Origin of the sequence: Microbispora triticiradicis (genome assembly GCF_005864065.1) — a bacterium.
Taxonomy (GTDB): domain Bacteria; phylum Actinomycetota; class Actinomycetes; order Streptosporangiales; family Streptosporangiaceae; genus Microbispora; species Microbispora triticiradicis.
The window spans coordinates 65,202-88,660 of sequence record NZ_VANP01000013.1; the positions used below are offsets into that span (position 1 = coordinate 65,202).

The window sequence follows — 23,459 nt, forward strand, 5'->3', positions numbered from 1 at the left end:
GCGCCCTCCGGGCCCCGCGCCTCACGCCCTCCGGGCTCCGCGCCCCCGCACCCGCCGCGTACGGGAGCGCCCGGCGCGCACGTCGGCGGCCCGCCGTACCCCTGAACGCCCGCCGGGTCAGCGCAGGCGGCGGGGGCCGGCGTCGGGGCGCAGCGTGGTGACGGGCCGCAGGACGGCGCGGGCGCCCAGCACCACCGCGCCGTTCGCGCCCGCCAGAACCGGGTCGAGGTCCATCCGCACGACCTCCGGCAGAGCGTCGGCGAGCAGCCCCACCCGCACCAGCAGATCCTCCAGCGCCTCCACCGCCACCGGCTGGTAGCCGTACTCGCCGAACAGCAGCGGCGCGGCGCGCACCGACCGCACCAGCGCCGCCGCGTCCTCGGCGGAGAGGGGGGCGAGGCGGTGCGCCTGGTCGCCGAGCAGCCGGGCGGTGACCTCGCCGAGGCCGAACGTGACGACCGCGCCGAAGTACCGGTCCTGCGTCACCCCGACGACGGTCGGCACCGAGGGCTGCGGCGCCATGCGCTGCACCGCGAGCGGTGTGCCGGGCCCGAGCAGCGCGGCCAGACCGGCGTACGCCTGCCGGACCCCGGCGGCGTCGGTGAGGCCGACGCGGACCGTGCCCGCGCGGCGGACGTGCTCCGGGTCGGCCGACCTGACCACCACGGGCGGGCCGACGCGCTCGGCGAGGGCGACGGCCTCCTCCGCGTCGGCCGCCACGTGCGCCGGCCACACCTCGACGCCGTAACAGGCCAGCAGCGCGGTCGCGTCGATCTCCCGCTCGGCCCCGGCGTCCCCGGCCCAATCCACTGCGGCGTCTCCGGCCGTGTGCCCGGTGCCGTCCCCGGCCAGCGCGGCGACGACGATCCTCCGCGCCGCGGCCGGGTCGATCCCGTCCACCTGCGGCACCAGGCCCAGGGGCTCCCGGCGCCAGCGGGCGTACCGCACCACGTGCGCCAGCGCGCGGACCGCCTCCTCCGGGGCCTGGTACGACGGGATCGACCCCCGCCCGGGGGACTCGCCGCCGGGAGCGCCCGGGACGCGCAGCTCGTCCGGCATGCCCAACCGGCCCTGGAAGGTGGCGAGCACCGGTTTGCCGGACTCCCGGGCGGCGTCGAGCAACGCTCCGGCGACCTCCCGGCAGTCGCCCGGGATCGGCGGCATGTAGATCGCGACGGCGGCGTCCACCTCGGGCAGCACGCTCCTCAGCGCCTCGGCGAACTCCGCGGCGCCGGCCCGGGCGCCGAGGTTCACCGGCGGGCGGGGCTCCAGGCCCGCGCCCGCGCACGCCTCCTCGGCCAGCAGTGTGAGCGCGTCGGAGTTGCCGACGACGCCCACCCGCGGCCCGGCGGGCAGCGGCTGGTGCGCCAGCAGCTGGGCGACGTCGAAGAGCTGGACGAGGTCGTCCACCCGGATGACCCCGGCCTGCGCGAACAGCGAGCTCAGCGCGGTGTCGGGCATGGCGAGCACCGGCGCGGCGTGACCTCCCGGCACTCCTCGGGACCTGACCACCACGATCGGCTTGGACCGGGAGATCCGCCGGGCCAGCCGGGTGAACTTGCGCGGGTTCCCGATGGACTCCAGGTAGAGGAGGATCACGTCGGTCGCCGGGTCCTCCTCCCAGTACTGCAGGAGGTCGTTGCCGGACACGTCGGCCCGGTTGCCGGCCGAGACGAACGTCGAGATGCCCATGCCGCGCTGCGCCACCCGCTGCAGCAGCGCGGTGCCGAGCGCGCCCGACTGGCTGAAGAAGCCGACCCTCCCCCGGCCCGGCAGGGTCGCCGCGAGCGTCGCGTTGAGCCGTACGGCGGGGTCGGTGTTGGCGATGCCCAGGCAGTTGGGCCCCACCACCCGCATGCCGTACGCGCGGGCGATGCGGACGAGCTCCTCCTGGCGGGCCAGGCCCTCCGGGCCGGTCTCGCCGAACCCGGAGGAGACGACGACCAGCCCCTTCACGCCCTTCCGCGCGCACTCCTCGACCAGTTCGAGCACGCCCTCGGCGGGCACCGCCAGCACGGCGAGGTCCACCTCGCCGTCGATCGCCGACACGCTGCGGTGCGCCGGTACGCCGGCCACGGCCCGCACCTGCCGGTGGACGGGGTAGACGGGCCCGGTGAAGTCGGCGGCGAGCAGGTTGCGCAGCACCGCCTGGCCGATGCCGCCGGGTTCGCGGCTCGCGCCGATCACCGCGACCGACTCCGGCGTGAGCAGGCGGGCGATCGAGCGCGCCTCGGCGCGGTGCTCGCGGGCGAGCCGCACCTCCAGGGCCGTCTCGGTGCTCGACAGGTCGAGCGTCATCCGTACGACGCCGTCCTCGAACTGGCTCTGCGCCGTGTATCCCGCCTGGCGGAACAGGCCCATCATCCGGTGGTTGCCGGGCAGCACGTCGGCGATGAACGTCTTGATCCCGCGCTCGCGGGCGGCGGCCCGCAGGTGCTCCATCAGCACCGAGGCCACGCCCCTGCCCTGGTGGGCGTCCTCCACCAGGAAGGCCACCTCGGCGTGGTCGCGCGGCTGCACGCGGTCATACCGCACGACCGCCACCATCTCCGTGCCGATCGTGGCGATCAGGGCGACCCGGTTGTCGTAGTCGACATTCGTGAAGAACGCGACGTCCTTGTCGGTCAGCCGGGGGCGCGGGCCGAAGTACCGGAAGTAGATGGACTCCGCGGACAGGCGTGAGTAGAAGGAGCGCAGCATGCCGGCGTCGTCCGGCCTGATCGGGCGGACATGGGCGGTGCCGCCGTCGGACAGCACGACGTCCGCCTCCCAGTGGGCGGGGTACTGAGGGTGCACGCAACCGAGATTATCCGTGCCCGGCTTGGTGGTAATTGGGGGATTTCTACTTACTTATGGAGATAGTCTCGCGAGAGCGCTTATAAGGGATCTACGAACCGAGGAGGGACGAGTTGGACAACGCTTGTGCATCGACTGTTCCCGTCTGTCCGCTCTCCACCCACGGCGCCCCTGGAAGCTGTTAGGTTTCTGGGCGTCAGCCTCTACAGCACGGAGCGGACGCCGCCCCTCCTTGGGCCTGGCTCGCCTCCATTAGCCAGTTGGCAAGGTGGTGACAGCATGACGCGGGTCGTCGTGGTGGGCGATCTCATGACGGACGCGGTCGCGCGCGCGAAGTTCCCTCTCGCGAGGGCGAGCGACACCCCGGCCGTCGTGACCATGCACGGCGGCGGATCCGGCGCCAACATCGCCTCCTGGCTGGCCGTGGAGGGCTCCGAGGTGGCCTTCATCGGCCGCCGCGGCGCCGACATCACCGGCCGCAACCGGGACATGGAGCTCATGGGGTACGGCGTGGACGCCCGCCTCGTCATGGATCCCGAACGGCCGACCGGCACCTGCGTCGTCCTCGTCACGCACAAGGGCGAGCGGACCATGCTCTCCGACCCCGGTGCCAACGCCGCGCTGTCTCCCGAGGACCTGCCGCGCGACCTCTTCTCCGCCGGCGGCCACCTGCACGTGTCCGGTTACACGCTGATCAACGAGGGATCGCGCGACGCCGGCCTCGCCGCTCTCGACATGGCCCGCCGGGCGGGCATGTCGATCTCGATCGACTGCGCCTCCTCCGCCCCGCTGGAGCGCACCGGCGCCGAGCCGTTCCTGGAGTGGACCGACGGCGCGAAGCTGCTGTTCGCCAACGCCGACCAGGCCAAGGTGCTCACCGGCAGGGACGACCCCGCCTCGGCGGCGAAGGTGCTGACCGCCTGGTTCCCCCAGGTCGTGATCAAGATCAACGCCGAGGGCTCGCTCTGGTACTCCAACAGCCGCCCCGAACCGGTCAGGGCGCCCGCCGAGGTCGTCGACCGGGTGGTGGACGGAACCGGCGCCGGGGACGCGTTCGCCGCCGGATTCCTGCCGGTCTGGCTGGACGGCAAGCCGCCCGCGGAGGCCCTGGCCGCGGGCAACGCCCTCGCGGCCCGGTGCATCTCCAACCTCGGCGCCCGCCCCCGCCTCTAGCCCGAACGGGCCGCGCCCTCCCGCGCGCCCTGTGCCTACCCACATGCCTACCCACGCGCTTGCCGCGGGTTCGCCCTGTGCTGCCCCTGGACGCGCCCCGGCGGCCGCGCCCCGGCCGACGACGGCCGTCCCGGAACTAGTTCGTGACGGCGAGGGCGAGGGGAAGCACGGCGGGGGCTCCCGCGTGGCGGATCTGGGCGGCGGCGAGCGCCATCGTCCAGCCCGTGTCGACGCGGTCGTCCACCACCAGCACCGGTCCGTCCAGGGCGGCGATCCGCGCGGCGAGCTCACGCGGCATCGCGAGCGTCCCCCGGATGGCCGCCACCCGCTGGGCGCTGTTGTGCCTGGCCGCCGGTGATCCGTCGCGGTAGCCGAGCGTGCCGAGGTGCTCCAGGCGGCCCACCTGGGCCAATCGTTCGGCGAGCGTCCCGACCAGCACCGGCCGCGAACCCGAGGGCATCGCGACCACGCCGGCCGGGCGCCGCGCCCACTCCCACAACTTCAGCACCTCGACGACCGCGGCGAACACGTCGTCGGGGACCGGCCCGTCGCCCGCGGAGAACAGTTCCCGCAGCCGGGTGCCCCAGCCGATGTCGGTGAGGCGGCCGAGCGCGCGGCCCGGCTCCGCGCACAACTCCGGCTTGATCCGCCCCTTCAGATCGGGCAGGCCGGTGGGCCACTGGCGGCGCGGCTCGATCTCCACACCGGGCCGGGCCAGCCGCTGCCGGGCGACCTGCACGGCCTCCTCCGGCACCTCGGCGGACCGGCGGGCGCCGGTGCAGTTGTCACACCGGCCGCACGGCGCGGCCGTCTCGTCGTCGAGATGGCGGCGCAGGTACCGCTCCCGGCACTCGGTGGTCGTGATGTAGCCGAGCATCGCCTCCTGCTCGGCCCGGCGTTCGGCGGCCACCCTGGCGTAGCGCTCGGTGTCGTAGCTCCACGGCTCGCCGGTGGCCTCCCAGCCGCCCTTGACCCGGCGGACGGCCCCGTCGACGTCGAGCACCTTGAGCATCATCTCCAGCCGGCTCCGGCTGAGGTCGACCCTCGTCTCCAGGGCGGGGGTGGACAGCACGCCCTCCTGCGACAGCGCCTCCAGCGTCGCCTTGACCACCCCCTCCGGGGGGAAGGCCAGCGAGGCGAAGTAGGCCCAGATCTCCCTGTCCTCCGGGCCGGGCAGCAGGATGACCTCGGCCCGCTCGACGCCGCGACCGGCGCGGCCCACCTGCTGGTAGTACGCCACGGGTGAGGCCGGAGCGCCCACGTGGACGACGAAGCCGAGATCGGGCTTGTCGAAGCCCATCCCCAGCGCCGAGGTCGCCACCAGCGCCTTGACCCGGTTGCCGAGCAGGTCGGCCTCGGCCGCCAGCCGGTCCGCCGCCTCGGTCTGCCCGGTGTACGCGGTGACCGGGTGGCCCTGCTCGCGCAGGTACGCGGCGATCTCCTGGGCCGCGGCGACGGTCAGCGTGTAGACGATGCCGGAGCCCGGCAGCTCGTGGAGGGTCTTGGCCAGCCAGGCGAGCCGCTGGCCTGCCCCGCCCAGCCGTACGACGCTCAGGTGGAGGCTCTCGCGCTCCAGCGGGCCGCGCAGGACGAACACCTCGCCGCCGGGCAGCTCGTCCCACTCCTGGGTGACGGCGAGCTGCTCGGCGACGTCGCGGGTGACCCGGGCGTTCGCGGTGGCGGTCGTGGCGAGCACGGGGATGCCCGGCGGCAGCTCGGCCAGCAGGGTGCGGAGCCTGCGGTAGTCGGGCCGGAAGTCGTGCCCCCAGTCGGAGATGCAGTGGGCCTCGTCGATCACCAGGAGCCCGGCGCTCGCGGCCAGCTCGGGCAGCACCTGGTCGCGGAAGTCGGGGTTGTTCAGCCTCTCGGGGCTGACCAGCAGCACGTCGACCATGCCCTCGGCGACCTGGCCGTAGACCTTCTCCCAGTCCTCGGGGTTGGCCGAGTTGATCGTCTCCGCGTGGATGCCGGCCCGCTCTGCGGCGGCGATCTGGTTGCGCATCAGCGCGAGCAGCGGGGAGACGATGACCGTGGGACCCTCGCCCAGCTCGCGCAGCAGCGCGGTCGCGATGAAGTAGACGGCCGACTTGCCCCAGCCGGTGCGCTGCACGACCAGCGCGCGCCTGCGGTCCATGACCAGGGCCTTGATGGCGGCCCACTGGTCGTCGCGCAGCCGCGCGTGCTCGCCGGCAAGCGTCCGCAGCCGGGCCTCGGCCTCTTCCCGCAGGGACTCCTCTTCCTCGCTCATCCCGTCATTCGTATCAGGTCCCGCCGACCGTTTCCGCCGGGACGGCGGGAGGCGGGGCGGGGAACTAGAGGTCGTGTCCCCGGCCGCGGTCTCCGGACGCGCCGCTTCCCGCGTCGGCGTCTCGGAAGGACAGGGGCAACAGCAGGCCGAGCTGCGAGTAGATCTGGAGCTGGTCGTAGTAGAAGCGCTGGCTCAGGATGCGGCCGTCCTTCAGATGCCAGAACCAGGAGACGCGCACGTTGATGCCCCGGCCGGTCGGGGCGAGGAGGTCACCCCCGGCGACCAGGTAGGGCCCGGTGTGCGTCCCCACCGCCGTCATCTCTGTCGCGACCACGTCCGCGAAGCGGATCGTCTCCCAGACTGTGAATCGCAGATCGGGGAAGCCCCTCCACATCTGCATCATGTAGGAGCCGATCTCTCCGGGCTCCCCCGCCTCCATCTCCGGTCCGACCACCACCGCGCCCGGCGCGTAGCACCGCAACACGGCGTGCAGGTCGTGCGCGTTCATCGCGTCAAGCATCCGGTCCACGACGTCGTGCATGGCGGGAGCACCTCCCTCTCCTGGGGGAGAGTACCGAAAGAGCGGTTATAACCGGACAAACAGTGCATACAAGAAGATTCGCCTCACCCTCGGCGCCGACGGAGGCCCCGCGGGACGGTGCCGGCCGGCGCAGGGGCGGGCCGCGTGGCCGGACGTGGTTGGATGAGTCTGTTATGGACGTGACCACCTGGTATCTCGAACAGACCAGCCCCTCCGACCTGCGCCCCGGCCGGACCCCCGCGCTCCCCGCCGAGATCGTCCGGGCGGAGGTGCCCAGCCCCGAGTTCGGCCGGTTCCTCTACACGGCGGTCGGCGGCGACTGGCAGTGGACCAACCGGCTGCCGTGGACCTGGAAGCAGTGGAAGGACTGGCTCGACCGGCCGGGAGTCGAGAACTGGGTGGCCTGGACGCGCGGCACGCCCGCCGGATACGCCGAACTCGTCGCGCGGGACGGCGGCGCCGTCGAGATCGCCAGCTTCGGGCTGCTGCCGTACGCGATGGGGCAGGGGCTCGGCGGATGGCTGCTCGGCGAGGCGGCGGCGCGCGCCTGGGACATCGCGAGCCGGTGGCCCGGCCTGGAGCCCACGCGGCGGGTCTGGCTGCACACCTGCTCGCTGGACGGCCCGGCGGCGCTGGCCAACTACCGGGCCCGGGGCTTCCGCGTCTACGACGAGAAGCTGAACGAGCCGGGCGACGAGGACGAGGGCGAGACGCCCGGCCCCTGGCCCGGCGCCGGCCCCCGCACCTGATCCCGCGTTCCTGACACCGCCTCTCCGACACCGAGTCCCTGATCCCGTGGGCGCCCTTCTCACCGCCGTGATCAGGGAAACCGGCACGCTACGGCGGCCGCGAGCGCGGGCTCACCGGCGAAGCCGGAACGGAGGGCACGGGCCCGGCAGTAGGGTGGTGAGTCGCGAACAGGGCGAACTCTCGGCAGAATGTTCGATGTTCACGACCGACATTCGCCCCTCCCCGGTCCCGACGGCCGGGGCCCGGCTCCTCGACACGCAGGAATCCACATGGCCCGACGCACGACGACACCTCCGCCGGACGAGGACTTCGAGGAGCGGATCGTCGACATCGACGTCTCCGCCGAGATGCGGACGAGCTTCCTTGAGTACGCCTACTCGGTGATCTACCAGCGCGCGCTGCCCGACGCGCGCGACGGACTCAAGCCCGTCCAGCGGCGCATCCTCTACTCGATGAGCGAGATGGGCCTGCGCCCCGACCGCGGGCACGTCAAGTCCTCCCGGGTCGTGGGCGAGGTGATGGGCAAGCTCCACCCGCACGGCGACGGCGCCATCTACGACGCGCTCGTACGGCTGGCGCAGCCGTTCTCGATGCGGCTGGGCCTGGTGGACGGGCACGGCAACTTCGGCTCCCCCGACGACGCCCCCGCGGCGATGCGGTACACGGAGGCGCGGCTCGCCCCTGCGGCGATGCTGATGGTGCAGTCGATCGACGAGGAGACGGTCGACTTCAAGCCCAACTACGACGGGCAGGAGACCGAGCCGTCGGTCGTGCCGTCGGCGTTCCCCAACCTGCTCGTGAACGGCGCCTCCGGCATCGCGGTCGGCATGGCCACCAACATGGCCCCGCACAACCTCGGGGAGGTCGTCGCGGCGGCCCGGCATCTCATCAGGAAGCCGGCCGCGACGCTCGACGAGCTCATGCGCTTCGTGCCCGGCCCCGACCTGCCGACCGGCGGTATGATCATCGGCCTGAACGGCGTCAGGGACGCGTACGAGACCGGGCGCGGCACGTTCAAGATGCGGGCGAAGGCGGCGGTCGAGCAGGTCACCCCGAGGCGCAAGGGCATCGTCGTCACCGAACTGCCGTTCAACGTCGGCCCCGAGCGGGTGGTGACGAAGATCAAGGAGCTGGTGACCTCCAAGAGGCTCACCGGCATCTCCGATCTCAAGGACCTGACCGACCGGCACAAGGGCCTGCGCCTGGTCATCGAGGTCAAGAACGGCTTCAACCCCGAGGCCGTGCTGGAGGAGCTCTACCGGCTCACGCCGATGGAGGAGACCTTCGGCATCAACAACGTCGCGCTGGTCGACGGACAGCCCCGCACACTGGGCCTGCGCGAGCTGCTCTCGGTCTACGTGGACCACCGGCTCGACGTGGTGCGCAGGCGCTCGGCGTACCGGCTGCGCAGGCGCGAGGAGCGGCTCCACCTGGTCGACGGCCTCATCGTCGCGCTGCTCAACATCGACCAGGTCATCCAGGTGATCCGCGGGTCGGACGACTCCGCGCAGGCCCGCGCCCGGCTCATGGAGACCTTCGCGCTGAGCGAGATCCAGGCCAACTACATCCTCGACACCCCGCTGCGCCGCCTCACCCGCTACGACAAGCTGGAGCTGGACCGGGAGAAGGAGCAGCTCCAGGCCGACATCGCCGAGCTGAACGAGATCCTCGGCTCGGAGGAGCGGCTGCGCCGGGTGGTGTCGGCCGAGCTGGCCGAGGTCGCCAAGACGTACGGCACGCCGCGCCGCACCGTCCTGCTGGAGTCGTCGGACGCCGCCAGGGCCGCCGTCGTGCCGCTGGAGGTGCCCGACGACCCCTGCCTGGTCATGCTGTCGTCCACCGGCCTGCTCGCCCGTACGACCGACGCGTCGCCGATCTCCGGCGAGGGCGAGCGGGCGGCGCACGACGTGCTGGTGTCGGTGGTCCGCTCGACCGTGCGCGGCGAGGTGGGCGTGGTCACCTCCAAGGGCCGCGTCATCCGTGTCTCGGTGCTCGACCTGCCCGCCCTGCCGCCCTCGGCGAACCCGCCGTCCCTGGCCGGGGGGCATCCGGTGTCGGAGTACGTCTCCCTGGAACCGGACGAGAAGGTCGTCGGGCTCGGCTCGCTCGACCCCGACGGGCCGGGCCTCGCGCTCGGCACCAGCCAGGGCGTGGTCAAGCGGGTGGTGCCCGAATACCCGGTCAACCGCGACGAGTTCGAGGTCATCGGGCTGCGGGACGGCGACGTGGTGGTGGGCGCGGTGGAGCTCACCTCGGCCGATCACGACCTGGTCTTCATCACCTCGGACGCGCAGCTGCTGCGCTTCCCCGCCTCCGTCGTACGGCCCCAGGGCCGTCCGGCCGGCGGCATGGCCGGTGTGCGCCTGGAGGGCGACGCCCGGGTGGTCTTCTTCGGCGCCGTCGATCCCGCCCTGGAGGCCCGCGTCGTGACGATCGCCGGCTCCTCGACCGCCCTGCCCGGCACCCAGATGGGCGCGGGCAAGGTCTCCGACTATGCCGACTTCCCCCCGAAGGGCCGGGCGACCGGCGGGGTCCGTGCCCAGCGCTTCCTCAAGGGCGAGGACGTGCTGCTGCTCGCGTACGCCGGTCCTATGCCGGTCAAGGCGGTTTCCTCAACCGGCAAGCCGGTGCCGCTGCCGGACGAACTCGGCCGCCGCGACGGCTCGGGCGTGCGGCTCGTGCACGCCATCGCGGCGATCGGCGGCGCGCTCGGCGCGGACGGCGACGGCGAGGAGGCCGCCACCGACGGCGGTATGGCCACGACCGGCGACACGGGCGGCGAAGAGCCACTCGCATAGGCACGGGCGGCGAAGAGCCGCTCGCGGGAACACGAGCCGGCGAAGAGCCGGCTCCACGGATGCGGGCGGCGAAGAGCCGCCGCCGGGGCCTCCGCCGTTCAGGTGACGGCGGGGCCGCCGTGGAAGGCGGAGCGGTACGCCTGCGGCGTGGTTCCCACGACCCGCTTGAACCGCTCCCGGAACGCGGTGGGCGACCCGAACCCGGCCTGCGCGGCGATGCGCTCGATGCTGTGGCCGCTGTTCTCCAGCAGGTACTGCGCCCGCCGGACCCGGGCTCGCAGCAGCCACTGCAGCGGGGTGGTGCCGGTCTGCTGCCGGAAGCGTCTGCTGAACGTCCGCTCGCTCATCCCGCAGCGGACCGCCATCTCCCGGAGGGTGAGGTCGCGGCCGAGGTTGTCCTCGATCCACGCCAGCACGGGCTCCAGCAGCGAACCGCCGGGCACCGGCGGATACTCGTGGACGATGAACTGGGCCTGACCGCCCTCCCGCTCCAGCGGCATCACCGACAGGCGGGCGGCGTCGGCGGCGACGGCCGACCCGTGGTCGCGCCGGATCATGTGCAGGCACAGGTCGAGTCCGGCCGCCGCGCCGGCGGAGGTGAGCACCAGCCCGTTGTCGACGTACAGGACGTCCGGCCGCACGTCCACCAGGGGGAACCGCCGGGCGAGTTCGGGCGCCGCGGCCCAGTGGGTGGTCGCCCGCAGGCCGTCCAGCAGCCCGGCCGCCGCGAGCGTGAACGCGCCCACGCAGATCGAGGCGAGGCGGGTGCCGCGGGCGGCCGCGTCGCGCAGCGCGTCCAGCGCCTCGGGCGGGGGCGGACCGGCCCGCTCCGAGCAGCCGGGGACGATCACGGTGTCGGCCCCGGCCAGCGCGTCCAGCCCGTACGGCACGCGCAGGGCGAACGCCTCTGTCTCCACTTCCCGGGCGGGCCCGCACACCCGCACGCGGTAGGGCCGCCGGCCGTCCGGCAGACGGGTGCGCCCGAACACCTCGATGGGGGTCGCCAGGTCGAACGGCACGACGCGGTCCAGCGCCAGGATCGCCACGGTGTGCACGATCGCCACCATAGCCGGATTCCCGCCAGCGACGTGGTCAGCGATCGGCCGTTCATGATCAGGTGACAGCGGTTGGCGAGAATCCGTTGGTCTTTGTCGTTCTCGCCTCTGGGGCGGAGGCGCCCGTGCTCCTACGGTTGGTGACCGCACGCCGACGACAAGGAGCGATGCCGATGCCGGCCCAGTTCGTGCTGTCCGACGGGTTCGATTCCCCGGACGTCCCCGCGCCGTCCGCCGCTGAGGGCCGGGCACGATGACCGCGTTCTTCCTGGCCGTCCACGTCCTCGCCGCGATCCTCGCGATCGGCCCGGTCGCCGTGGCCGCGAGCATGTTCCCCGCCGCCGCGCGGCGCGTGACGGACGCATCGGTGCGGGGTGGGCAGGCCGACGGCCTGGCCGCGCTCCGCGTGCTGCACCGCGTCTGCCGCGTCTACGCCCTCGCGGGCCTGGCCGTCCCGGTTTTCGGGTTCGCCACCGCGAGCGGCCTCGGCGTGCTGCGTGACGCGTGGGTGATCGCGTCCATCCTGCTCACCGGCGCGGCGGCCGCGATCCTCGCCCTGTGGGTCCTGCCGCGTCAGGACGCCGTCCTCGCCCTGCTCACCGCCGGGGATCCCACGGCCGCGGGCATCGGCCGCCAGGTGGCGAGGCTCGCCATGCTGACCGGCGTCTTCAACCTGCTGTGGGCGGCCGTGACGGTTCTGATGATCGTCCGTCCCGGCTCGACCACGGGAGTCTGACCATGTCGCGCCCTCGTTCCGCCCTGCGAGCCGCCGCGGCCGTCGAGCTGGGATCTCTGGCCGTCCTCCTGGCCAACCTGGCCACCGTGCACCTGCCGCCCGTCTCCTCGCTCGTCGGCCCCCTGCACGGCTGCGCGTACCTGTTCGTGATCGTGGCCGCCGCCCGCGACGCCGGTTGCGACCCGACCGGCAGGGTCCTGGCCTGGCTGCCGGCCGTCGGCGGCCTGCTCGTCCTGCGGCGCCTCGCGCGTGCGCCGCGGGAGGAGGCCGCCTCCGGCGCTCCGGGCTGAGGCGTCAGTCCGACGAGGGGATCAGGCAGAACGGGTGCCCGGCCGGGTCGAGGTAGACCGTCCAGTTCTCCTCCTCGCCCGGCTGGTGCTCGTGCCTGACCGCTCCGAGGGCGAGCACGCGCTTCTCCGCCTCGGCCATGTCGTCCACGGTCAGATCCAGGTGGAACTGCTGGGGGTGCTCGGAGCCGGGCCACTGCGGGGGCCGGTAGTCCGGGACGCGCTGGAAGGCGACGCGGACCTGGTCGTCACCGGCGAGCGTGACCCATTCCTCCCCCTCCTCGTAGGCCACCTTCCAGCCCAGCACCTCCGCGTAGAAGGCGGCCAGGGTCTTCGGCTCCGGACAGTCGAGCACGACCGTGCGCATTCGCGCGACACCGCTCATGAGGGATGTTTCTCCTTCCGTTCAACACCAGCGAAAACCTTATACCGGTGTTGTGAGCAAAGACCAGCCGATATGGAGAGGGAATCTGCTACCCCCGCGCCAACCGCTAAAAGGGGATCGGGCAACATCTGTCACATGACCGGTGCTTTCGATGATCTTCTGGCCGCCAACGAGAAGTACGCGAGCACGTTCTCGCACTCCGGCCTCACGGGCCGGGCCGCACGCGGCCTCGCCGTCGTCACGTGCATGGACTCCCGCATCGATCCGCTCGGACTGCTCGGCCTGACGGCCGGCGACGCGAAGATCCTGCGCAACGCGGGCGCCCGGGTGACCGACGACGTCCTGCGGACCCTCGTCCTCGCCGTCTACCTGCTCGGCGTGGACCGGGTCCTGGTGATGCCCCACACCGACTGCCGGATGTCCAAGTCGACCGACGAGGACGTCCACAACCTCATCGCCGACAAGCACGGCGTCGACACCCGCAGCCTGGAGTTCCAGACCGTTCCCGACCAGCCGGCGGCACTGCGGCACGACATCACCCGCATCAAGTCCAGCCCGTACCTGCCCGCCGATCTCGTCGTCGGCGGCGCGCTGTACGACGTGCACACGGGGAGGCTCCAGCCCATCGAGATCTGACCCGCCCGACGGAGGGGGCGCGGCCGGCGCGAGAACGGAACCCGGGATGGCGGTTACGACGTTCTCCTGGCGACGAACGAGAATGTGACGTCTCCGCCACTCCACCCCCAGGAGCCCATATGCCCAGCCGCACCCCCTCCGCCCCGTCCGGCGGCGCCTCCCGTCGGTCGTACCGCGGGCTCGCCGCCGTCCTGATCCTCGCGCTCATCGTGATCGGAGTGCCGGCCCTGTACGGCGCCTTCCAGGGGTTCGAGCGCACCAGCGGCGGCGAGGTGGCGGTCGTCCGCGACGGCGGCCCGCTGGACGACAACAAGGTCCGTCAGATCATCGACCCCGGCTCGGGGGTCGCCTGGATCGGCTGGTGGTCGCAGATGCACCGCTACCCCGCCCAGCAGCGGTTCTACACGATCACGTCCGACAAGGGCCACGGCGAGAGGTCCGGCGTCGACGTGGTGAACGTGCCGAGCGGCGACGGCGTCAACATGGGCATCGAGGGCACGCTCTACTTCGGCCTCAACCTCGACCACGAGACGCTGAAGTCGTTCGACGACAAGTTCGGCACCCGGAAGTTCCGCAGCACCAACGGCGGGACCTACTACCCCTGGCAGGATGACGAGGGCTGGTCCGCGTTCCTCGACCAGATCATCCGGCCGGTGATCGACAACGACCTGCGCACACAGATCAACAACTTCCGCTGCGCCGAACTCGTCTCCTCCTGCGCCCTCGTGCAGAACAACAGCAGCCAGCAGGGCGGGGGCACACCGCAGCAGGGCAACAACGCGAACATCGCCAAGATCCAGAACGCGGTCAACACGAGCCTGGCCGAGGACCTCAAGGCGACGCTCGGCGCCGACTACCTCACCGGCATCCACTTCAACCTCTCCCGGGTGACCCTGCCCACGGAGGTCCAGGAGGCGGTGAACCAGGCGCAGGCGGCGTTCGCGAAGGTCACCGAGGCGCAGGCGAAGGTCGCCCAGGCCCGCGCCGAGGCGGACGCCAACAAGGCCCGGCAGGACGGCTACAACAAGTGCCCCACCTGCGCGGAGATCGAGAAGCTCAAGGCCCTGCCCCAGGGCATCACGGTCTACGCGCCGGGCAATACTGGTGGCGTCGCTCTGCCCACCAAGTAGTCTGCCCACCAAGTGACAGGGTCGTGATCCGATGCGCCTGCTGACCCTTCCGGTGACGCTCATCGTGCTCGCCGTGCTCCTCTACCTGCTCTTCGCGGTCGTACGCCGGTCGGGGCCGGCGTCCCGGCGGAGCGTGGGCGGCCCTCCCCGCTGGGAGGCCGACACGGTCATGGAGAACGGGTGGACCCTGATCGTGGTGCGCAAGGTCGCGCCCGGCAGGAACGGCCCGGTGGAACTGACCAGGCAGACGGTCCGCGCCATCGCCGACGATGATCCCGACTGGGACGAGCGCTACCGGGAGGGCATGCTGGAGGCCCGCAACCGCGTCAGCACCCTGGAGATCGAGTCCGGCTGAGGCCCCCGCCTCCCGCTAGACGGCCCGAGGCTCCCGCGCGTCACCTTGAGGCGCTGGAGCCTCACCCTCCGTCATATTACCTATTGACTTGGTAGGAATCATAGGCAAAGGTAGGGGTCGACGACGACAGCGATCGAGAAGGGCACCCAGATGAGCGTCACCGACGAACTCCTCGCCAACGCCGAGCGGTACGCCGCCGGGTTCGACAAGGGGCACCTGCCGCTGCCGCCCGCCCGGGGCGTGGCGGTCCTCGCCTGCATGGACGCCCGGCTCAACCCGTACGGGCTGCTCGGGCTGAGCGAAGGCGACGCGCACGTGATCCGCAACGCCGGCGGCGTGGTGACGGCCGACGAGCGGCGCAGCCTGGCGATCAGCCAGCGCCTGCTCGGCACCCGGGAGATCATCCTCATCCACCACACCGACTGCGGCATGCTGACCTTCACCGACGACGGCTTCCGGCGGGACATCGAGGCGGAGGTCGGGATCAAGCCCGACTGGGCGGCCGAGGCGTTCCCCGACCTGGACGCGGACGTCATCCAGTCGATCAACAGGATCACGGCCGACCCGTTCATCCCGCACAAGGACTCGGTGCGGGGATTCGTCTACGAGGTCGAGACCGGGCGCCTGCGCGAGGTCAAGCCCTGACGCGGTCGCCGGCGGTCATGGCCGCGTCCGGGGAGTGACCACTTCCGGACACCGCGTGGCGGATCGGCCCGGAGCCGGCCGGGTAGGGATGCAGGGGTCCGCACCTCCTCCCCCGGTAAAGGACGCCCCCCATGAACGCTCCGCTCAGACGCGCGCTCACGATCTGCGCCGCCGCCGTGCTGGTGACCGGCGTCACCGCCGCCCCGGTCGCGGCCCTGGACATCGCCGACTACACCTGCGCGTGGGCCGCCGTGCTCCCCGCGATCACCCCGGACGCCTACAACGTCCTCGGCCGCGACTGCACGGGGTCGGGCACCGGCACCGCGGGGAGTATCACCACCCCCTCCGGGCCCTACTTCTGCCGCTTCGTGTACTACATCCCCGAGAACGGCTACATCGCCGGCCGTGACTGCAACTGAGTCGGTGCCCGGCGGGGCGTCGGTCAGGCGTCGATGGCGTCGCGGTCCACCTCGGCGGCGCTGCCGATGATGAACTCGCGCCGCGGGCCCACGTCGCTGCCCATGAGGAGGCTGAAGATGCGCTCGGCCTCCTCCACGTCCTCGATCCGCACCCGGCGCAGGACGCGGTGGCGGGGGTCCATCGTCGTCTCGGCGAGCTGGTCGGCGTCCATCTCGCCGAGGCCCTTGTAGCGCTGCACCGGGTCCTTCCAGCGCTTGCCGCGCCGCTCCAGGTCGCGCAGGACCTTGTGCAGCTCCGCGTCGCTGTAGGTGTAGACGTACTTGTCCTGGCCGCGCCCCGGGTTGGTGACCTCGATGCGGTGCAGCGGCGGCACCGCGGCGAACACCCGCCCGGCCTCGACCATCGGCTTCATGTACCGGTGGAAGAGCGTCAGCAGCAGGCACCGGATGTGCGCGCCGTCCACGTCCGCGTCGGCCATCAGGATGATCTTGCCGTACCGGGCCGACGCGATGTCGAACGAACGCCCGGAGCCCGCGCCCACCACCTGGATGATCGCGGCGCACTCGGCGTTCTTGAGCATGTCGGCGACCGACGCCTTCTGCACGTTGAGGATCTTGCCGCGGATCGGCAGCAGCGCCTGGAACTCCGAGTCGCGGGCCAGCTTCGCGGTGCCCAGCGCGGAGTCGCCCTCCACGATGAACAGCTCGCTGCGGTCCACGTCGTCACTGCGGCAGTCGACCAGCTTGGCGGGCAGCGCCGAGTTCTCCAGGGCCGACTTGCGCCGCTGGTTGTCCCGGTGCTCCCGGGCCGCGATGCGGGCCTTGGCGGCCGCGACGACCTTCTCCAGGACCGCGCGCAGCTGCTGCTTCTGCCCCCGCTTGGGGCTGGCGAACAGCGCCTTGAGCTCACGGGAGACGACGTGGGCGACGATCCGGCTGGCCGCCGAGGTGCCGAGCACCTCCTTGGTCTGGCCCTCGAACTGCGGCTCGGGCACCCGCACGGTGACGACCGCGGTCAGGCCTTCGAGGATGTCCTCCTTGGTGACCGGCTCGTCGCCGTTCTTCAGCAGCCGGGTCTCCCGGAGCTGCTCGTTGACCGTGCGCACCAGCGCCCGCTCGAACCCGGCGACGTGGGTGCCGCCCTTCGGCGTGGCGATCACGTTCACGAAGGAGCGGACGGTCGTGTCGTAGCCCTTGCCCCAGCGGATCGCGACGTCGGCCGTGAGCTCCCGCTCGACCTCCGTCGACGTCATGTGGCCCTGGTCGTCGAGCACGGGGACGGTCTCGTGGAAGTGGCCCACGCCCTGCAGCCGCATCACCTCGCACACCGCCTCGTCCCGGGCGAGGAACTCGGTGAACTCGCTGATGCCGCCGTCGAAGCGGAAGGTCTCCTCGGCCGGCTCCTCGCCCCGGCTGTCCCGGACGACGAGGGTGAGCCCCGGCACCAGGAACGCCGTCTGGCGCAGCCGCACGTGGATCTCGTCGAGCGAGACCTCGGCCTCGGGCAGGAAGATCTGGCGGTCGGCCCAGAAGCGCACGCGGGTGCCGGTGAGCGCGCGGGGGGCGGCGCCGCCGTCGCGCAGGCCGGACTTCTTACGGAACTTCGCCGTGGGGCCGTCGCCGTCGAACAGGCCGGGCACTCCCCGCCGGAAGCTGATCTGGTGGATCCGGCCGTCGCGGTCGACCTCGACGTCGAGGCGCGAGGACAGCGCGTTGACCACCGAGGCGCCCACGCCGTGCAGGCCGCCCGAGGCGCCGTAGGAGCCGCCGCCGAACTTGCCGCCCGCGTGGAGCTTGGTGTAGACCAGCTCGACTCCGGCCAGGCCGGTCTTGGGCTCGACGTCGACGGGGATGCCGCGCCCGTCGTCGCGCACCTCGATCGACCCGTCGCGGTGCAGTTCGACCTCGATCCGGGTGCAGAAGCCGCCCAGCGCCTCGTCGACCGCGTTGTCCACGATCTCCCATAGGCAGTGCATGAGGCCGCGTGTGTCGGTGGAGCCGATGTACATCCCCGGGCGCTTGCGGACGGCCTCGAGGCCTTCGAGCACAGAGAGATGACGGGCGGTGTACCCCGTCTCCGCGCGAACCGCAGTCACACCCAACTCCCACTTATCAATCGAACACGCGTACGCAGCTTAACGCCACTTCTGTTTGTACGCGTACAAGCTTGCCAGGCACAGCGGGTTGACCGGCACTTCGGCTGTGATCCCCGTCACTTCCAGGGGCATTCTGCTCTGGGCGTAGCCGCGCCATGATTGGGAACGCCCGCATCCGGTTAGATGTTGTCCCAAGTGACTGACGCCAACGACCCCGCATCCGTGGGGCGACCCGAAAGGCGATACGTGACTGGAGCTCTCGCCCCCGCCAAGCCGCTGACGGCCCTGGACCGGTGTGACCGGTGCGGTGCTCAGGCCTACATCCGCGCTACCCTGCCCGTGGGCGGGGAGCTGCTGTTCTGCGCCCACCACGGGCGTCAGCACGTGGCTGTACTGCGCGGCAAAGGTGCTGAGATCCAGGACGAGTCGGCCCGACTCTCCGCATCCCCCGCGACCGCCCCTGACGGCGAGCGCTGACCCCCATAGACGGCGTGCCGGAGCAGTACGACGACGACGTCGGCTCGGTGCGCCGTCACCATAGATTCCCAGATTCCCCGTCCGTCTCCATGCCGTACCTGACCTGACCGCGGTGCCCGTCAGGGCCGCACGCGGTAGTGGTAGCGGCCGGCCACGCCGAAGCCCTCCCGCTCGTAGAGCGCGCGGGCCGCGGCGTTGGCCTCCGTGACCACCAGGTAGGCGCTGTCCGCGCCTTGCCGCCGTCCCCAGGCGGCGAGGGCGCGCAGCACGGCTCCGCCCAGCCCGCGCCGCCTGGCGCGCGGCTGGACCGCCATGCAGTAGATCCCCAGCCAGCGGCCCTGCGGCACGCCCCGGCCCACCGCGTTCCCGTCTGCGTCCCCGTCCGGGTGGCCGCCGAGGAGGACGTAGCCGGCGGGCACCCCGGTGACGATCCGCTCGGCCCACACCCGCGCCGGGACGTCCCCGGCGGCGTTGTGCCGCCCGCCGTCCACGCTCCACCAGGTGCGCAGCCACCGCTCGGACGGCGCGCCCGCCACCTCCACCACGCCCTCGTCCGGCGTATCGGCGGACAGCGGCCCGGTCATCACCAGGGTGGGGTCCACCAGCCGGTATCCCCGGCGGTCGAGTTCCTCGTCGAGTCCCGGCGTCGCGCCCATGCCCACGGAGAACACGCACGGCAGGCCGACTCCCGCGTAGAAGCGCTCGGCCCGGTCCACCGCCTCCGGCAGGTCCGCCCGCTCCCCCAGCGGCAGCACCGAGTTGGCCCGCTTCGTCACCCCGCCGGCGTGGCGGTAGACCCAGCTTCCCTCCGCGGCCCGTCCCGGCGCCGGCCACGCCTCGTCCACCAGCAGGTCGAACTGCGCCAAATCCCGACTCACCCGCCGCAGCCTAGCGGCCTCCAGCCGATCTCCACCCATACAGGGCGACGCGGCGAGACGCCGGCGACGGAACGGATATCAGCGGAAGGGGCACCCCTGACCTGCGCTGCTCGCGTTTAGGTCAGACCTGGCGGGCAGAGGGAGCCGGCCTCTGTCCTTCGGCCCCCCAAAGGAGCGGCAGTGTCCCCTTCACGCAGGAGCCGTACCGGCATGGTCGTCCTGCCAGGCGCCCTGGCCGCGGTGCTGGCCGTGGCCGCGTGCGGCGGCGTGGGCTCCGGGAGCGGCGCGCCGCCTGGCGGCGGAGCCGCTCTGACGACCATGGGCTTCGGCTTCCCCGACGAGATCGCCACAACCAGGGCCGACGCCTTCAAGAAGGCGCACCCCGAGGTGAAGCTCACCGTCAACCAGGGCCAGTTCGACGAGCAGGCGTTCCTGTCGGCGGTGGCGAGCGGCAACCCGCCGGACGTCGTCTACCTCGACCGCCAGCTCATCGGCACGTACGCCGCCAGGGGCGCGATCCAGCCCTTGGACGACTGTGTGGCCAAGGAGGGCATTCCGATGTCCGACTTCTATCCCGCCGCGCAGCAGCAGGTGAAGCTGAACGGCAAGTGGTACGCCGTGCCGGAGTTCTACACCTCGATCATCCTGCTGGTGAACGACAAGGCCGCCAAGGAGGCGGGGGCCGACCCGAAGAGCATCGACACCTCCGACTGGGACGCCCTGGCCGCGCTGGCGAAGAGGATGAACAAGGTCTCCGGCGGCAAGATCCGGCGCTTCGGCTTCTACCCGAAGCTTCCGGAGTTCCTCCCCCTGTGGGCCAAGGCCAACGGCGCCGACCTGCTGTCGGCGGACGGGAGGACCTCCCGGCTGGACGACCCGAAGGTCGCCGAGGCGCTCGGCTACGCGCAGGGGCTGCTGAAGGACCAGGGCGGCTGGACCAGGCTCAAGGCGTTCACCGACACCTTCGACTACTTCGGCGAGAAGAACCCGATCGCCGAGGACCAGATCGGGATGATGCTCACCGAGCAGTTCCTGGTCACCTCCCTGGCGAGCACCTCCCCCAACGCGAAGATCACCGTACTGCCGTTCAAGGACAGGCAGGGCAATCCGGTCACCATGGTCGGCGGCAACGGCTGGGCCGTCCCCAAGGGGGCCAAGCACCCGGACGTCGCCTGCCAGTGGATCAAGACGATGACCTCGGCCGACACCTGGATCGCGGCGGCGAAGGCGCGGGCGGCGAAGCGGGCACAGGAGGGCAGGCCCTACCCGGGCACCTTCACCGCCAACGCCAAGGCCGACCAGGCGATCTTCTCGCAGATCGTGAAGCCCAGCGGGCACAAGCCGTACGACGACGCGACCAAGACGATCCTGGGCGTGCAGGAAAAGGGGTTCGTCGTCCCGCAGTCACCCGCCGCGGCGGAGTTCCGCACCGCCTGGATCGACGCGGCGACCCGGGTGATGCAGGGCCGCCAGGACGCGAAGGCCGCCCTCTCCCAGGCGCATCAGGAGGCCGTCAAGGCCCTCCAGGCCGCGGCGGGCTGAGCGCATGGCACGCCCGCTGTCCGGACTGGCGCGCCGGGAGGCGCGCTGGGCCTATGTGTTCCTGCTGCCGTGGCTGCTCGGCCTGGTGATCTTCCAGGCCGGACCCATGGTCGCCAGTCTGGTGCTGTCCCTGACCGACTACGACCTGATCTCCAGCCCGCGTTTCGTCGGCCTCGGCAACTACGCCGAGATGCTGGAGGACCCGAAGGTCGCCACGGCCATCGGCAACACGGCCTTCTACACCGTCCTGCACGTGCCGCTGGCCCTGGTGGTCTCTCTCGCGCTCGCGCTGATGCTCAACCGCGTCACCGGCCGGGCCGCCGGGTTCTTCCGCACCGCCTTCTACCTGCCGTCGATGACGCCGTACGTCGCGGTGGGCGTGCTGTTCCTGTTCCTGCTGAACGGCCAGGCGGGACTGGTCAACCAGTTCCTCGGGCTGTTCGGCGTGGACGGGCCGCAGTGGACGACCGATCCCGCGTGGGTCAAGCCCGGCGTCGTGCTGATGTCGCTGTGGAACCTCGGCTCGACGACGATCATCCTGTTCGCCGCCCTGCGCAACGTGCCGCGCGACCTGTACGAGGCCGCGATGATCGACGGCGCGGGCCCCTGGCAGCGGTTCCGCTCGGTCACCCTCCCGATGATCAGCTCCGCGCTGTTCTTCGTGGTGATCATCAACACCATCGCGGCACTGCAGATGTTCGACCAGGTCTACACGATGTTCTTCGGCAACCAGACCGCTCAGAACTCCTACGGCGACGCGGCCCTGTTCTACGTCGTCTACCTGTTCCAGCAGGGGTTCCAGTTCCTGCACATGGGCTACGCCTCGGCGCTCGCCTGGCTGCTGTTCGCGATCATCGCGGTCATCACGGTCGTGCAGGTGAAGGTCGGCAACCGGCTCGTCTACTACGAGGCCGAACCCCCGGGAGGGACGCGATGACCACGACGGCGGGCCGTACGCGGGCGGGACGCGCCGGGATAGCGGAACGGGCACGGGAGACGGCCCGCGACGACCGCCCGGGCACCGCCGGCACCCGCGGGGCGTTCTTCCTCGTCATGCTCTCGGCCGCCGCGGCGGTGTTCCTCTACCCGTTCGTGTGGCTGGTCGTGGCATCGCTGAAGCCGCGCGACCGCACGTTCTCCGACCCGTTCGTCCCCTGGCCGAACCCCTTCGCCCCGGAGAACTACGCGAACGTGTGGGACGCCGCGCCCATGCTGGCCTGGCTGTTCAACACCGTGTTCGTGGGAGTCGCGGCGGCCCTCGCCGTGACGGTCTCCAGTGCGTTCGTCGCCTTCGGCTTCGCCTACTTCCGCTTCCCCGGGAGGGGCGTGCTGTTCGGCAGCGTGCTCGCCACGATGATGCTCCCGGGTGCCGTCACGCTCGTGCCGACGTACCTGATCTGGAACACCTTCGGCCTGACCGGCACGCAGGTGCCACTGTGGGCGGGCAACCTGTTCGGCTCGGCGTTCTACATCTTCCTGCTGCGCCAGTTCTTCCTCGGCATCCCGCGCTACGTGTTCGAGGCGGCCAGGGTGGACGGCGCGTCCTACCTCGACCTGTTCCGGCGGATCGCGCTGCCCCTCGGCCGTCCGGCCCTGATCATCGCGTTCATCTTCGAGCTCAAGGCGAGCTGGTTCGATCTGATGAAGCCGCTGATCTACCTCCAGGACCCGGCACTGTTCACGCTGCCACGCGGGCTCAAGGCCGTGGTCGACCAGTTCTACCAGGGCGGCGACCCCAAGTGGGAGATCGTCCTGGCCGCCAGTGTGATCACCACTCTGCCGCTGGTCGTCATCTTCTTCGCCGGTCAGCGGTACTTCGTGCAGGGCATCGCCACGACCGGCCAGAAAGGCTAGGTCGTCTCCCCGGGCTCGGGCGGGGCGTAGCCGAGCACGTGCTCGCGGAGCAGGACGCCCACCTCGGGGTCGCCCCGCTCGAACGCCTCCACGAGAGGTTCGTGGTCGGCGGCGTTCTCGTGCGGGCGCATCCGGAACAGGCGGATCGACAGGTGGGTCCACACCTCGATGCCGAGCGACTCCCACACCGACAGCAGCACCGCGTTGCCCGAGGCTTTCACGATCTCCCGGTGGAAGGCGACGCCGTGCCGCACCTGGTCGTGCAGGGAACCGGCGTCCGCCGCGTCGTGCAGGCGGCGCAGATGCGTACGCAGCGACTCCACGCGGGGCATGCCCAGCCGGACGGCGGTCTCCTCCAGGCCCGCCCGCACCTGGTACACCTCGCGCAGATCGCTCCGGGTGAGCCTGCGGACCCGCGCGCCCTTGTTGGGCGCCGACTCGATGAGCCTGAGGGCCTCCAGTTCGCGCAACGCCTCGCGCACCGGCGCCTGGCTGACGCTCAGCTCGGCGGCCATGCGCCGCTCGACGAGGCGGTCGCCGGGCTTCCATCGGCCGTTGATCAGGCCGTCGAGCACGGCTTGCCGGATCTGGTCGCGAAGCGGCGACCGCACGACGGGTTCCACGAGACCGATGATAGGCGGCGGGGGGATACATCCTA

At 71.7% G+C, this 23,459-nt stretch carries 22 protein-coding genes; 14 read left to right on the forward strand and 8 right to left on the reverse strand.

Annotation, left to right across the window (positions count from 1 at the left end; translation table 11 throughout):
* Positions 1–117 precede the first annotated feature (117 nt).
* Positions 118–2,796, reverse strand: a complete 2,679-nt coding sequence (locus FED44_RS27655) for a bifunctional acetate--CoA ligase family protein/GNAT family N-acetyltransferase (protein ID WP_138462558.1) — start codon at positions 2,794–2,796, stop codon at positions 118–120.
* 279 nt (positions 2,797–3,075) lie between these two features.
* Between FED44_RS27655 and FED44_RS27660 the strand changes: the two genes are divergently transcribed.
* Positions 3,076–3,969 carry a carbohydrate kinase family protein gene (locus FED44_RS27660; protein WP_117410100.1) on the forward strand — a complete coding sequence of 298 codons (894 nt, stop codon included), beginning with the start codon at positions 3,076–3,078 and terminating at the stop codon, positions 3,967–3,969.
* Positions 3,970–4,105: 136 nt separating this feature from the next.
* On the opposite strand, the gene FED44_RS27665 is transcribed toward FED44_RS27660, so the two are convergent.
* Positions 4,106–6,217, reverse strand: coding sequence for a RecQ family ATP-dependent DNA helicase (locus FED44_RS27665; RefSeq protein WP_138462559.1), 2,112 nt, complete (start codon positions 6,215–6,217; stop codon positions 4,106–4,108).
* Between the two features lie 64 nt (positions 6,218–6,281).
* A complete protein-coding gene (locus FED44_RS27670; protein ID WP_138462560.1) occupies positions 6,282–6,758 on the reverse strand; it encodes an ester cyclase in 477 nt (158 codons plus the stop codon).
* 173 nt (positions 6,759–6,931) lie between these two features.
* On the opposite strand from FED44_RS27670, the gene FED44_RS27675 reads away from it, so the two are divergent.
* Together FED44_RS27675 and FED44_RS27680 are read left to right on the forward strand one after the other, a co-directional pair.
* Positions 6,932–7,507, forward strand: coding sequence for a GNAT family N-acetyltransferase (locus FED44_RS27675; RefSeq protein WP_138462561.1), 576 nt, complete (start codon positions 6,932–6,934; stop codon positions 7,505–7,507).
* 270 nt (positions 7,508–7,777) lie between these two features.
* A complete protein-coding gene (locus FED44_RS27680) occupies positions 7,778–10,306 on the forward strand; it encodes a DNA gyrase/topoisomerase IV subunit A (RefSeq protein WP_138462562.1) in 2,529 nt (842 codons plus the stop codon).
* Between the two features lie 98 nt (positions 10,307–10,404).
* On the opposite strand, the gene FED44_RS27685 is transcribed toward FED44_RS27680, so the two are convergent.
* Entirely contained in the window at positions 10,405–11,361 is a 957-nt protein-coding gene (locus FED44_RS27685) for a GlxA family transcriptional regulator (protein WP_208759213.1), read from the reverse strand.
* A gap of 253 nt (positions 11,362–11,614) precedes the next feature.
* On the opposite strand from FED44_RS27685, the gene FED44_RS27690 reads away from it, so the two are divergent.
* Together FED44_RS27690 and FED44_RS27695 are read left to right on the forward strand one after the other, a co-directional pair.
* On the forward strand, positions 11,615–12,097 hold the full coding sequence (locus FED44_RS27690; protein WP_138462564.1) for a hypothetical protein: 483 nt from the start codon (positions 11,615–11,617) through the stop codon (positions 12,095–12,097).
* A gap of 2 nt (positions 12,098–12,099) precedes the next feature.
* Entirely contained in the window at positions 12,100–12,387 is a 288-nt protein-coding gene (locus tag FED44_RS27695; RefSeq protein ID WP_117410093.1) for a DUF3817 domain-containing protein, read from the forward strand.
* A 4-nt stretch (positions 12,388–12,391) separates the two neighbouring features.
* Here the strand turns inward: FED44_RS27695 and FED44_RS27700 are convergent, their stop codons facing one another.
* A complete protein-coding gene (locus FED44_RS27700) occupies positions 12,392–12,769 on the reverse strand; it encodes a VOC family protein (RefSeq protein WP_117410092.1) in 378 nt (125 codons plus the stop codon).
* 135 nt (positions 12,770–12,904) lie between these two features.
* Between FED44_RS27700 and FED44_RS27705 the strand changes: the two genes are divergently transcribed.
* The 5 genes from FED44_RS27705 (at position 12,905) to FED44_RS27725 (ending at position 15,954) form a co-directional block, all read left to right on the forward strand.
* Entirely contained in the window at positions 12,905–13,405 is a 501-nt protein-coding gene (locus tag FED44_RS27705; protein WP_117410091.1) for a beta-class carbonic anhydrase, read from the forward strand.
* Positions 13,406–13,524: 119 nt separating this feature from the next.
* Positions 13,525–14,535 (forward strand): SPFH domain-containing protein, encoded by a 1,011-nt coding sequence (locus FED44_RS27710; RefSeq protein ID WP_117410090.1) that lies wholly within the window; start codon positions 13,525–13,527, stop codon positions 14,533–14,535.
* A gap of 31 nt (positions 14,536–14,566) precedes the next feature.
* Positions 14,567–14,890 carry a hypothetical protein gene (locus FED44_RS27715; protein WP_117410089.1) on the forward strand — a complete coding sequence of 108 codons (324 nt, stop codon included), beginning with the start codon at positions 14,567–14,569 and terminating at the stop codon, positions 14,888–14,890.
* Between the two features lie 150 nt (positions 14,891–15,040).
* Entirely contained in the window at positions 15,041–15,535 is a 495-nt protein-coding gene (locus FED44_RS27720) for a beta-class carbonic anhydrase (protein ID WP_117410088.1), read from the forward strand.
* A gap of 131 nt (positions 15,536–15,666) precedes the next feature.
* Complete coding sequence (locus FED44_RS27725; protein ID WP_117410087.1) at positions 15,667–15,954, forward strand: hypothetical protein; 288 nt, start codon at positions 15,667–15,669, stop codon at positions 15,952–15,954.
* Positions 15,955–15,977: 23 nt separating this feature from the next.
* Here the strand turns inward: FED44_RS27725 and FED44_RS27730 are convergent, their stop codons facing one another.
* Entirely contained in the window at positions 15,978–18,050 is a 2,073-nt protein-coding gene (locus FED44_RS27730) for a DNA gyrase/topoisomerase IV subunit B (protein WP_182876525.1), read from the reverse strand.
* A gap of 246 nt (positions 18,051–18,296) precedes the next feature.
* On the opposite strand from FED44_RS27730, the gene FED44_RS37730 reads away from it, so the two are divergent.
* On the forward strand, positions 18,297–18,527 hold the full coding sequence (locus FED44_RS37730; protein ID WP_117410085.1) for a DUF7455 domain-containing protein: 231 nt from the start codon (positions 18,297–18,299) through the stop codon (positions 18,525–18,527).
* A gap of 119 nt (positions 18,528–18,646) precedes the next feature.
* On the opposite strand, the gene FED44_RS27740 is transcribed toward FED44_RS37730, so the two are convergent.
* Positions 18,647–19,405 (reverse strand): GNAT family N-acetyltransferase, encoded by a 759-nt coding sequence (locus tag FED44_RS27740; RefSeq protein WP_138462565.1) that lies wholly within the window; start codon positions 19,403–19,405, stop codon positions 18,647–18,649.
* 180 nt (positions 19,406–19,585) lie between these two features.
* Between FED44_RS27740 and FED44_RS27745 the strand changes: the two genes are divergently transcribed.
* Genes FED44_RS27745 through FED44_RS27755 form a run of 3 tightly spaced genes read left to right on the forward strand, consistent with a single transcriptional unit; the run spans position 19,586 to position 22,801 of the window.
* Positions 19,586–20,947, forward strand: a complete 1,362-nt coding sequence (locus tag FED44_RS27745) for an extracellular solute-binding protein (protein ID WP_208759214.1) — start codon at positions 19,586–19,588, stop codon at positions 20,945–20,947.
* Positions 20,948–20,951: 4 nt separating this feature from the next.
* Positions 20,952–21,884, forward strand: a complete 933-nt coding sequence (locus FED44_RS27750; protein ID WP_138462566.1) for a carbohydrate ABC transporter permease — start codon at positions 20,952–20,954, stop codon at positions 21,882–21,884.
* Positions 21,881–22,801, forward strand: coding sequence for a carbohydrate ABC transporter permease (locus FED44_RS27755; RefSeq protein WP_187406053.1), 921 nt, complete (start codon positions 21,881–21,883; stop codon positions 22,799–22,801). The genes FED44_RS27750 and FED44_RS27755 overlap by 4 nt, the downstream gene beginning before the upstream one ends.
* Here the strand turns inward: FED44_RS27755 and FED44_RS27760 are convergent.
* On the reverse strand, positions 22,798–23,424 hold the full coding sequence (locus tag FED44_RS27760) for a GntR family transcriptional regulator (protein ID WP_244302311.1): 627 nt from the start codon (positions 23,422–23,424) through the stop codon (positions 22,798–22,800). The two genes, FED44_RS27755 and FED44_RS27760, sit on opposite strands and share 4 nt — an antisense overlap.
* Positions 23,425–23,459 lie beyond the last annotated feature (35 nt).